The sequence below is a fragment of the Acidobacteriota bacterium genome, assembly GCA_040756905.1.
In the GTDB taxonomy this organism is placed as follows: Bacteria; Acidobacteriota; Aminicenantia; order JBFLYD01; family JBFLYD01; genus JBFLYD01.
The window spans coordinates 23704-34780 of the sequence record JBFLYD010000051.1; the positions used below are offsets into that span (position 1 = coordinate 23704).

The 11077-nt window shown below is 34.2% G+C and carries 9 protein-coding genes; 3 read left to right on the forward strand and 6 right to left on the reverse strand.

Annotation, left to right across the window (positions count from 1 at the left end):
• Positions 1 to 98: 98 nt before the first annotated feature.
• The 4 genes from nadB to AB1410_08825 all read right to left on the reverse strand — a co-directional run bounded on the left by nadB (position 99) and on the right by AB1410_08825 (position 5543).
• Positions 99 to 1676: an L-aspartate oxidase gene (gene nadB, locus AB1410_08810; GenBank protein ID MEW6456794.1), complete on the reverse strand. Its 1578-nt coding sequence runs from the start codon at positions 1674 to 1676 to the stop codon at positions 99 to 101.
• Positions 1677 to 1678: 2 nt separating this feature from the next.
• The gene (nadA, locus tag AB1410_08815; GenBank protein ID MEW6456795.1) at positions 1679 to 2749 is read right to left on the reverse strand and encodes a quinolinate synthase NadA; all 1071 of its coding nucleotides are present in this window, start codon (positions 2747 to 2749) and stop codon (positions 1679 to 1681) included.
• Positions 2749 to 3594, reverse strand: a complete 846-nt coding sequence (gene nadC / locus AB1410_08820; protein MEW6456796.1) for a carboxylating nicotinate-nucleotide diphosphorylase — start codon at positions 3592 to 3594, stop codon at positions 2749 to 2751. Before nadC ends, nadA begins: the two co-directional genes overlap by 1 nt.
• 113 nt (positions 3595 to 3707) lie before the next feature.
• A complete protein-coding gene (locus tag AB1410_08825; protein MEW6456797.1) occupies positions 3708 to 5543 on the reverse strand; it encodes a bifunctional homocysteine S-methyltransferase/methylenetetrahydrofolate reductase in 1836 nt (611 codons plus the stop codon).
• Positions 5544 to 5649: 106 nt separating this feature from the next.
• Here AB1410_08825 and AB1410_08830 point away from each other — a divergent pair, with 106 nt between their 5' ends.
• From AB1410_08830 to AB1410_08840, 3 genes are read left to right on the forward strand one after another with little or no spacing between them, the layout of a single operon-like run.
• Positions 5650 to 6153 carry a DUF2085 domain-containing protein gene (locus AB1410_08830; protein MEW6456798.1) on the forward strand — a complete coding sequence of 168 codons (504 nt, stop codon included), beginning with the start codon at positions 5650 to 5652 and terminating at the stop codon, positions 6151 to 6153.
• A complete protein-coding gene (locus AB1410_08835; protein ID MEW6456799.1) occupies positions 6129 to 6635 on the forward strand; it encodes a hypothetical protein in 507 nt (168 codons plus the stop codon). The genes AB1410_08830 and AB1410_08835 overlap by 25 nt, the downstream gene beginning before the upstream one ends.
• Position 6636: 1 nt before the next feature.
• The gene (locus AB1410_08840) at positions 6637 to 7566 is read left to right on the forward strand and encodes a diacylglycerol kinase family protein (GenBank protein MEW6456800.1); all 930 of its coding nucleotides are present in this window, start codon (positions 6637 to 6639) and stop codon (positions 7564 to 7566) included.
• Positions 7567 to 7648: 82 nt separating this feature from the next.
• Here the strand turns inward: AB1410_08840 and AB1410_08845 are convergent, their stop codons facing one another.
• A complete protein-coding gene (locus AB1410_08845; GenBank protein MEW6456801.1) occupies positions 7649 to 8350 on the reverse strand; it encodes a lytic transglycosylase domain-containing protein in 702 nt (233 codons plus the stop codon).
• Positions 8351 to 8407: 57 nt separating this feature from the next.
• On the reverse strand, positions 8408 to 11026 hold the full coding sequence (gene alaS / locus AB1410_08850) for an alanine--tRNA ligase (GenBank protein ID MEW6456802.1): 2619 nt from the start codon (positions 11024 to 11026) through the stop codon (positions 8408 to 8410).
• Positions 11027 to 11077 lie beyond the last annotated feature (51 nt).

Genomic DNA, 11077 nt, shown 5'->3' on the forward strand with positions numbered 1-11077 from the left:
TTATTTTAGCTTTAATTAGTCAAGGAAATAATGAGAGGCCAGCCATCTTCTGAGCGAAGGGGATGGTTGGCCTCTCATTTATTAGATTAAGTAAAATTCTAAGAGCTGATGTAGTGAGCTCCACGGCTTACACGGTTTTTTAAAGCTGCATATGTCACAAGCAGAGCCACCTGGATTCCATTTCTAAGTTCAATGATTAATGGGCTAAGGTGAGCTCTCTTATAAAAATCTTCAATTCTGTGTTTCAGATACTCGAGGTCTGCTCGAGCTCTCTCAAGTCTTTTTGTTGTTCTTATTATTCCCACATAATTCCACATTGTAGATTTGATAGATATCCAATCCTGATGAATCAATGCTGGATCAACCTCTTCCTCCTTCTCAGGAAATATCCAGGAGGGAATTTCAGATTCTCTATAGCTCTTTTTATTCTCAAAGTTCTCTGAAATATGTTGAGCTGCTCTTATCCCCCATATTAACCCCTCAAGAAGGGATGTGGACGCAAGTCTGTTTGCTCCATGAAGTCCTGTCGCAGAAACTTCTCCCACTGCATACAGATTTTTCAAAGAGGTTCTTCCCCATAAATCAACATTAATCCCTCCGCATGAGTAATGAGCAGCTGGAACAACGGGGATTGGCATTTTTGTAATATCTATTCCCAGATCAAGGCAGTATTTATATATATTTGGAAATCTCTTTTTTACATCAAACTTGGCATATGAGGCTAAATCCAGAAGGACATAATTGTCGCCTCTTTTTATCATTTCCTCATAAATTGCTCTGCAAATTTCATCTCTTGGAGCAAGATCTTTAAGCTCACTGTAATTTTCCATGAATGTCTTTCCATCCCTTGTTTTCAACTTTGCGCCTTCCCCTCTCAAAGCTTCTGATATTAAAAATCCTTCTGAATCTCTATGGTACAGAGAGGTTGGATGAAATTGAATGTATTCCATGTTAATCAATCTTGCGTTTGTTCTTGCTGTCATAGCGAATCCATCTCCATTTGCACATTTAGGGTTCGTTGTATGAAGATAAATTCTGCCCAATCCTCCTGTAGCAAGAATTGTGTACTGTGAAAATACTGTAACTACTTTCTCGGTTAAATTATCAAGCACATATGCTCCAATGCACTCCGGTTCGTTATAAATTGCAAGAGGGTTTTTAGAATGATGGGGTAGCGTAAGGAGGTCTATAGCGGTATGGGAATTTAAGATTTTTATGTTCTTATATCTTTCAAGATGTTCGATTAATTTTTCTTCTATTGCCTTACCTGTAACATCATGGACATATAAAATTCTTCTCCTTGAGTGACTGCCTTCCTGAGTATATTTGAATTCTCCCTCTTCAGACCTGCAAAATGGAACGCCAATTTTATTTATCAAGAATTCCTTTACAAGTCGTGGCCCTAACTCTACAAATAATCTAACTGCTTTCGGGTCAGATATTCCATCTCCAGCTTCCATGATATCGTTATAAAGAAACTCAGGGTTATCATTATCTCCTAAAGATACTATTCCTCCCTGAGCATAATATGTATTTGATTCGAAAAAATCCTTTTCTTTATTTATCAAGATTATGTTTAATCCCCTTTCTGCTGCTTCAATTGCTGCTGACAATCCTGAAATTCCGCTTCCGATAATAAGAACGTCAGCATAGAGCTTTTGTTCTGAGCTGTTCATGATTAAATTTTGATTTCTAACATTCTCCTTAAGGATATTTCAGCCCAGTTTTTTATTTCCTCAGAAATTATAACTTCACCAACCAGCCTTCCTGTTAAAATACTCTCAAGGGTAAAAAGGAAATTCTCCAAATTTATTTTTGCCATTTGAGAACATCTACTCTCTGCCAAAGGAATTATAAATTTATCTATGTTTTCATTTTTTAATCTATTTACAAGATTCCATTCAGTTCCAATAGCCCAACTACTACCTGGCGGAGCTTGTTCAACTGTCTTTTTGATAAAACTTGTTGAGCCTACAGAATCGGATAAAGCACAAACCTCAGGAAAACATTCAGGGTGAACAATGACTTTTATATCTTTATACTTTTCTTTTACTTCTTCAACATGGAAAGGAGTAAAAACCAAATGAACATAGCAGAAGCCTTTCCATAAAAATATTCTCGAATCCTTTATTTGTTTTTCAGAATTTCCTCCATATATTTTATTAGGCTCCCATGTTAGAATTTCTTCTCTTCTGAATCCTAATTTTAATGATGTATTTGTCCCAAGATTCTCATCCGGAAAAAAGAAAATTTTTTTATTTTTAGCTAACTCCCATTTAAACACATTTGGAGCATTAGCGGAAGTGCATACTAATCCATCGTTCTCTCCGCAGAAAGCTTTTAACTCTACTGTGGAATTAACGTATGTTATCGGTATTACATCATCCCTTATGATTTCATTCAACTCGGACCATGCTTTTTTGACCTTTTTAACATCAGCCATTTCTGCAAGAGGACATTTTGCTTTGAATTCTGGGTGTAACACTTTCTGATAAGGTTTTGCTAACAATCTGGCCATTTCTGCCATAAAATTAACAGAACAGAAAACAATATAATTAGCATCTTCTTGAGAAGCTGCATACTGGGCTAACTTTAGAGAATCACCCTGAAAATCTGCCCATCTTACAATATCATCATTTTGATAATAATGAGCTAAAATAACAAGATCTTTACCCAATTCATCTTTTATTTTTTCGATTCTTCTGAATATCTCTTCTTTGGATAACCTTCTTATCTCTTCAATCTCCATCAGGAAAACTTCTCCTCAATTATCATACTCATATCAATAGATTTATACGAATGGGTTAGCTTTCCAACCGATATAAAATCCACACCTGTAGAAGCAATTTCTTCAATATTATCGAGATTTACATTGCCAGAAACCTCTATGGGAACCTTTTTTTTAACAATTTCAACAGCTCTTTTTATATCTTTAACTTTCCAGTTATCAAGCATTATAATATCTGGATTATGTTTTAACGCTTCATTAAGCTCATTAAAATTTTTTACTTCAACTTCTATCTTTAATAGAGGATTTTTATTTCTGGCTCTGAGAACTGCTTCAGAGATACCGCCAGCTTCAAATATGTGATTTTCTTTTATAAGAATCATCTGGGAAAGATTGTACCTGTGATTCTCTCCTCCTCCCATTTTCACAGCATATTTTTCAAGTGCTCTTAAACCAGGAGTAGTTTTTCTCGTGTCCATGATCTTCGCTCTATAATTTTTACATTTATCTACATAACTCCTTGTAATAGTGGCTATTCCTGAAAGTCTCTGGAGAAAATTGAGGGCAACTCTTTCACCTTTTAACAGAACTTTGGTTTTTCCAATGACTTCAGCAATTTTATCTTCTGGATTAAACAAATCTCCATCTTTAAAAAATGCATTAAAAACTACATTTTTATCAATCTTCAAAAATACTCTTTCACCTATTTCTATACCTGCTAATATTCCTTTTTCTTTTGCTATTATCGATGCTTTTGATTTTGAATCTTCGGGAACAATTGAATCTGTTGTAATGTCTCCTTCCGCGATGTCCTCCTCTAAAGCATCCTCAATTATTTTATCAACTTTGAGATTGTACAATTCCATTCTATTCAGGAATAATTATAGAATTCAGCTCCTATTCTGTCAAATTAAGACTTACAATTAGAATAATAAATTTTTATGGGAGGAGATCTGAGCGAAGGGGAGGTTTGACCTCTTTATCCTGAACTTTTTATCTTTTCTATAAGTTCTGCTATAAGGTTAAAATTTTCGAAAGGAGGCATGAAATAAAAACCTGAAATCATTCCTTTTACATTTTTTATAAATTCAGAAATTATCTCTTTTCCAACTTCAGGTTGTTTTTCATCAGGCGTTTTTCTCAATTTCTCGCGAATTCTTTCTGGAATAGAAATTCCTGGAACTTCGTTATGCAGAAATTCAGCATGTTTAGAGGTCCTTAAAGGAAGAATCCCTAAAATAATCGGAACCTTAAATTTTTCTATACAACTTATAAACTTCTCAAACACTTTTTCATCATATTGAGGTTGCGTAAGGGCAAAATCTGCACCTGCTTCAACCTTCTCTTCAAATCGTCTTATCTCAGCATCTATTGATGGAGAAGAAGGATTCACGGCAACCCCGACAAAGAAGGAAGTGGGGTTTCCAATTGAATTTCCTCCAAGATCCTTTCCCTGATTCAATCCTTTTATAAGCTTTATCAATCCAATTGTATCTATATCGAAAACAGAAGTTGCTTTTGGAAAATCACCAATTTCAGCAGGATCACCCCTTAAAGCTAAAATTGCTCTTATCCCAAGGGCAGATGCTCCAAGAAGCTCTGATTGAATACCCAGAAGGTTTCTATCCCTGCACGTAAAATGAAGAATTGCTTCGATGCCCGTTTTTTCTTGAAGGAGATGGGCTAATGCAATGGAGCTCATTCTCATTCTTGCCATTGGATTATCAGCAATGTTTACAGCATCTATTCCAATCTTAGAAAGACTTTCTGTTCCACGAAGCATCTTTGAGTAATCAAGCCCTTTAGGCGGGTCTATCTCGACAGTATAAACTATTTCTTTTCCCAGCTTTTCTTTTAGTCTTGAATATACTATCTTCTGTTCTAATTTCTCCTCTTTCTCCTCAATAACTTCTACATAAACTCTTCCCTTTCTTTTTCGCGGAGTTTGATTGAGTACTACTTCAGCCATTGCTTTTGTATGCTCAGGAGTAGTTCCACAGCAACTGCCTATAATATTAGCTCCGCTCTCAAGGAATAAGGAAGCATATTCTTTAAAATAAAAGGATGAAGAAAGGTATACTGTCTTACCTTTTAAAATGGTTGGATAACCAGCATTCGGCATTATCGAAAAAAGATTTTCTGATTTTTCAAGATATGGAGTAATTATCTCAAAAGATTCTTTGGGCCCAATTGTGCAGTTCACTCCTACCCCATCTGCTCCAAGAGACTTCAGCTCATCCAGAGAGTTAATTAAATCATCTCCAAACTTTGTTTTTCCATCCCCTGTAAAAGTCATCTGAACAATCACAGGAATATCCCTTATGCTCTTAGCAGCAAGAAGTGCTGCTCTTGCCTCTAATAAGCTTGATATTGTTTCAATTATCAGAAAATCCACACCTGCATCGATTAAATAGATCATTTGCTCCTTGAACATCTTTACCAAATCATTAAATGAGAAAATTCCATAAGGTCTCAATAAGACTCCAAGGGGACCCACCGAACCTCCTACAAAAACATTTTCTCCTGCTGCTTTTCTGGCAATTAAAACTCCTTCTTCATTAATCTCTTTAATCCTATTTTCTAAATTGAATTTTCTAAGTTTAATACTGTTGGCAGCAAAAGTGTTTGTCTCTATAATTTCAGCTCCTGAATTTATGTATTCTTTATGGATCGAAAAAACTAAATCTGGATTAATTATATTTTGAAATTCTCTGGAATCTTCAGGAGAAAGTCCTTTCTGTAGTAAATATGTACCCATAGCTCCATCAGCTAAAAGAACTTTCTCTTTTAAAATTTGTATCAATTCTTTCTTCATTTTATGTGATTTTTATCATCTTTCACCCAAAAAATCAAATGTAAATATGTAAAAGTAAGTTAATTTTTCTTCCACTAAAACTTTTAAAATAAAATGCTTTACATTAATGTTTTTTTTAAATATATTAATCGGAGTGAAAAAAGAAGCTGTAATCTATGTTTTTTTGTTGTCTTTTTCCATTATTATAATTTTTTTGATATTTTATGCTCCAATCGTTGTGAATAAATTTAAATCACCTTCAATATATATACTTTTCTCAAACGTTTGCCATCAGAAACCAGAGAGAACATTCTTTCTGTTTAATTTTCCATTGGCAGTATGCTCCAGATGCACTGGCATTTATTTCGGATTCTTTCTTGGCAATTTATTCCTCCCCATTTTGAAAAGAAAATTTATTGTTTTCCCAGAGTTAAAATTGATCATTTTAGCGACCATCCCAATGGCATTAGAATATTCAGGTTACATTCTAAAGTTATGGAATTCTAATTTGTTAAGAATGATTTCGGGGTTATCTTTTGGCTTAATCATTCCTTTTTATCTAATCCCCTCTTTTCTTTACATCTTTAACAATAAGGAGGAAAAAGTATGGAAAAAAAGCCAGATTTATTAAAGCCAGCATTGATAGGAGGAGTATTTACTGGCGTATTATCTGGGCTTCCTGGAATAGGGATCTTCAATATAGTTTGTTGTCTATGGGTTATAATCGGTGCAATGATTGCTTCATACATTCTCACAAAAGAATCCCCTATTATCGTTAAATCAGGAGACGGAGCACTAACAGGTATATTGAGTGGATTATTTGGGGCAATAATATCAGCAATACTTCATATTCCCTTCCAGTCATTAAATGCAAAATACGTCGGAAGAATAGTGGCAAGATTAATGGAAATAAGCGGAGAAGGGATGCCACCTGGATTTGATGATTTCTATAAAGGTATAGGAAAATTTTCAATCAATACTCTTCCGTTTTTTTTCATAGGTTTAATATTCAATATGATTCTTTTTGCAATGTTTGGAGCCCTTGGAGGATTGATAGGAGCCGCTCTATTCAAAAAGAAAGAGCTGCCCCAGCCTCCAGTCCCATCTGTATAATATGTATCTAAAGACTCAGGTAATTGTAAATCCAATATCCTCAAAAGGAAAAACTGAAAAGAAATGGAACTACATAAAGGAAGCCTTAAAAAATATCATTAAGGATTTCAAATTTATTTTTACTGAAAAACCATTTCATGCTACTGAAATAGCTCGAGAATCAATAAAAAATGGTTATGAGTTGATCGTTGGAGTTGGAGGGGATGGAACAATAAACGAGATAGCTAATGGATTTATGGAAAATGACCGAATGATAAACCCTGAAGCTTCGTTAGGGGTAATCCCTTCTGGAACAGGAAATGACTTTGTTAAAAACCTGAACATCCCAAAGAAAATAAAAGAATCCATAAGAATACTAAAAGAAGCAAAAAATAAAAAAATAGATATAGGAAAAGTAGCTTTTTATGATAAAAGTGGTGACAGGATAGTCCGTTATTTTTTAAATGTGGCAGATTTCGGAATCGGAGGAGAGATTGTAAAGAGAGTAAATTTTGAAGATTATAAAAAGAGGGGTAAATGGTGTTACTGGAAAGGTCTTCTTTATGCTTCTCTACATTATAAAAGCAAAAATGTTAAAATACTTATGGGTAAAAGTGAATTAAAAGGTAATTACTTTATTGGAGCTGTAGCTAATGGAAAGATATTCGGAGGCAACATGAAAATCGCACCGTATGCAGAAATTGATGATGGCTACTTTGATTTCATTCTTGTAGAAGATATATCTTTGTGGGAGATATTAAAGAACAGTGTCAAACTAATGAGAGGTACTCATTTATCCCATCCAAAAGTAAGTTTTTTCAGGGAAAAAGAGATAGAAGTATTTCCTGAAAAAGATGAAGAAATCCTTTTAGATTTAGACGGAGAACAACCTGGAATGCTTCCTGCTAAATTTGAAATAATTCCCTCCTCCTTTGTAGTGAAAAGCTCATGAGGAAGGATGACCTAAAAATACTAATTTTATAAGAGGGCAACCATCCCCTACAATTTCGACTCAGAAAAGTTAAATTAAACTTTCAATTCAAAATCTCTACTCTTCCTTTGTATTTTCCGGGAAGAGGAGGGCTATCAGTAATATTCAGTACGCCTTCTTGGTCATAATATTTATACAGAGTCTTTTTTAACCTTATTTTATCCTTTCCATAATCGCTAACAATTTTTTTTACATAATTTCTCGTCTCTTCGTAGGGAGGAATGCCATCGTACTTCTCAACAGCGATCTTTCCTGCATTATAAGCTGCTAAAGCTAAAGGCACATTTCCTTCATATTCATTGAGTAAATCTTTAAAATACTTTATTCCACCCTTAAGATTTTCTCGTAAATCATATATATTTTTCACTCCATATTTTTTTGCTGTTTCAGGCATTAACTGCATGATTCCTACTGCTCCCTTCTTTGATATGGAATTATGATTGTAATTAGATTCTGTTTTTATTATTGAATGAATCAACTTGGAATCTACTCCTTCTCTCTTGGATATTTCATCTATTAATTTATTCAAATAATCATTATCTTTCATGTTAAATTTTGAAGTTATGGAATAATCAGCTTTATAAGAAGAATTTGTTATAACCAGGACTCCATTCTTATCTTTAAAAACTTTTATTTCAGAAAAACATTCAATGGAGATAAGTAATGGAATCAGGAAAAAAATAATTTTTTTAAAGAACCCCGCCATAAATGGCGAGGATTCTTCGACGGTAAGGTATTTTATCATTGATATTACTCGCCTTGACCCGCCCCTAAAGGGACGGGATTGCGGCGAGCCTCCCGTTCAAAGCATCTCCTTCAGCATTTTTTCAGCTTCAGAGAAAGCTTTGCTAAGATTTTCAGGTCTGTTTCCTCCAGCTTCTGCTAAGTCTTTCCTTCCTCCGCCTGTTCCTCCAACAAACCCAGCAATTGATTTTATCAATTCTGAAGCATCTAAAACCGATGTTAAATCCTTCGTTATCGATAATATCAAATGAACTTTCCCATCCTTTTCTATTCCGAGAATAATGATGCCACTTTTTATATTAATTTTTATACCATCCACAATATTCCTCAACGCCTCAGAATTAATCAAGAAATCATCCAGAACTTTTATTATGACCTTCTTTCCTTTGATTTCTTTTGCTTCAGAAACTAAACTCTTAATTTTTTCCTTAATAATTTTTTCCCTTATAAGTTCAAGTTCCCTTTCTTTTTCTTTTAAATTTTCCTGAAAAAATCTGATCCTCTCAGATAAGTTTTCCCTTGATACATTCAACGAACTAGCCAAATTTTGAATCAGGTCAAATTCTTTCTGAATCCATTTTAAAGCACTTTTTCCTGTTAGAGCTTCTATTCTTCTCACGCCAGCAGAGATTGAGCTTTCACTTATAATTTTAAACATTCCAATTTCACCAGTCCTTTCAACATGGGTTCCTCCGCAGAGTTCTCTACTAAAACCTCCAATGTTTAAAACTCTCACATTCTCCCCATACTTTTCCTGGAAAATTGCTATTGCACCTTCAGAGATTGCTTCATCATAAGTTTTATTCTCGACTCTTACTTCTATATCTTCCATTATTTTCTCATTCACAATTGATTCAATTTTTTCGATTTCTCGAGGAGAAAGAGATGAAAAATGGGTAAAATCAAACCTCAATTTTTCAGAAGAAACAAGAGAACCTGTCTGCTTTACATGGAGTCCTAAAACCTCTCTCAACGCATAGTGGAGCAAATGAGTCGCTGTATGATTCTTTGCAGTATCTTTTCTTAAATCAATCCTTACCTCTGCTTCAACTACATCATCTTCTTTTAAATTTCCTTTTAATATTTTGATTTTATTTACATAAAGCTTACCAACTGGAATCTGTGTATCCAAAACTTCAGCGTAAAAATCAACTTTTTTCAAATTTCCTTTATCTCCCACCTGACCCCCAGCTTCTCCATAAAAGGGAGTAATATTCAGAATCACTTCTCCCTCTTCTCCTTCATCCAATTCAACCACTCTTTTATTTTCTCTAAACAGAGCTATTACCCTGGAATTATCATAATAAAGGTTTTCATCTCCGATGTATTTTACCTCAAAATTTTTTAAACTTTTATATTTCTCTTTATTCAGTGATTTCTCTTCGCCTCTCCAGAAAGCCCTTGCTCTTTTCTTCTGATTTAAAAGCTCTTTTCCAAATCCGAGTTCATCAATTTTCACTCCATGTTCTTCAGCTATCTCTTTGGCAAGTTCAATAGGAAACCCGAAAGTATCATAAAGTTTAAAAACTCTATCTCCTCTAATTATATTTTGACCTGAAATTTTTGCCTCTTCTATATACTCTTCCAAATATTTATAGCTGGAGTTTAGGGTAAAATTAAACCTTTCCTCTTCAGAAAAACAAACTTTGGTTATAAAATCAAGGGATGAAACAATTTCCGGATAAAAACCTTTCATTACATCAGCTACTATCGGTAATATTTTGAATAAAAACGGCTCTTCAATATTGAAATTCTTACCGTATCTGAAAGCTCTCCTTATAATTCTTCTTAATACGTAACCCCTTCCTTCATTCGAGGGTATTACACCATCACCAATTAAAAACAAAATCGCCCTTGTATGGTCTGCTATAACCCTTATCGCTTCATCACTTTTTGAATCAGAAGGAAAATCTTTTTCTGTGATTTCACATATAAAATCTATTATCGGCCTGAACAAATCGGTATAGAAATTACTTTTCACATTTTGCAGAACTGAAGCAAGTCTTTCCATTCCCATTCCAGTATCAATTGAAGGCGCTGGCAGTTTTAAAAGATTTCCCGATTGATCACGGTTAAATTCCATAAAAACTAAATTCCACAACTCGATAAAATTTCCTTCTTCTCCAAAATTATCCGTATCAACAAAACTATAATGGATTTCAGAACAGGGTCCACAAGGTCCGGTCTCTCCCATTGCCCAAAAATTATCATCTTCTCCAAATCTCAGAATCCTTCTTCCTGAAATCCCTATGTCTTTCTGCCAGATATTAAAAGATTCCTCATCTTCGTTGTAAATTGTTATCCAAAGTCTATCTGATGGAATTTTATAAACATAAGTCAGAAGCTCCCATGCATATTCAATTGCTCCTTTCTTGAAATAATCTCCAAACGAAAAATTTCCAAGCATTTCAAAAAATGTATGATGATAATCAGTCTTTCCCACCTGTTCCAAATCATTGTGTTTTCCACTCACTCTCATGCATTTCTGTATTGAAACAGCTCTTTTAAACTCAGATTTTTCAAGACCCAGAAATATTTCTTTAAACTGATTCATCCCTGCATTTACAAACAGAAGGGTTGGATCTTTGTAAGGTATAAGGGATGAGCTCTTCACAACTCTATGGTCTTTCTCGATAAAATAATTAATAAATTTTTCTCTTATTTCCTTGGAATTCATTTTCTATTCTTTTTTAAAACCATTTTTTATCATCACTTCCAATTTTTCCTT

Bases quoted from the DNA above. Each gene is read 5' to 3' on its own strand.
- nadB (MEW6456794.1), bottom strand. From the start codon at position 1,676: ATGAACAGCTCAGAACAAAAGCTCTATGCTGACGTTCTTATTATCGGA.
- nadA (MEW6456795.1), bottom strand. From the start codon at position 2,749: ATGGAGATTGAAGAGATAAGAAGGTTATCCAAAGAAGAGATATTCAGA.
- nadC (MEW6456796.1), bottom strand. From the start codon at position 3,594: ATGGAATTGTACAATCTCAAAGTTGATAAAATAATTGAGGATGCTTTA.
- AB1410_08825 (MEW6456797.1), bottom strand. From the start codon at position 5,543: ATGAAGAAAGAATTGATACAAATTTTAAAAGAGAAAGTTCTTTTAGCT.
- AB1410_08830 (MEW6456798.1), top strand. From the start codon at position 5,650: ATGTTTTTTTTAAATATATTAATCGGAGTGAAAAAAGAAGCTGTAATC.
- AB1410_08835 (MEW6456799.1), top strand. From the start codon at position 6,129: ATGGAAAAAAAGCCAGATTTATTAAAGCCAGCATTGATAGGAGGAGTA.
- AB1410_08840 (MEW6456800.1), top strand. From the start codon at position 6,637: ATGTATCTAAAGACTCAGGTAATTGTAAATCCAATATCCTCAAAAGGA.
- AB1410_08845 (MEW6456801.1), bottom strand. From the start codon at position 8,350: ATGATAAAATACCTTACCGTCGAAGAATCCTCGCCATTTATGGCGGGG.
- alaS (MEW6456802.1), bottom strand. From the start codon at position 11,026: ATGAATTCCAAGGAAATAAGAGAAAAATTTATTAATTATTTTATCGAG.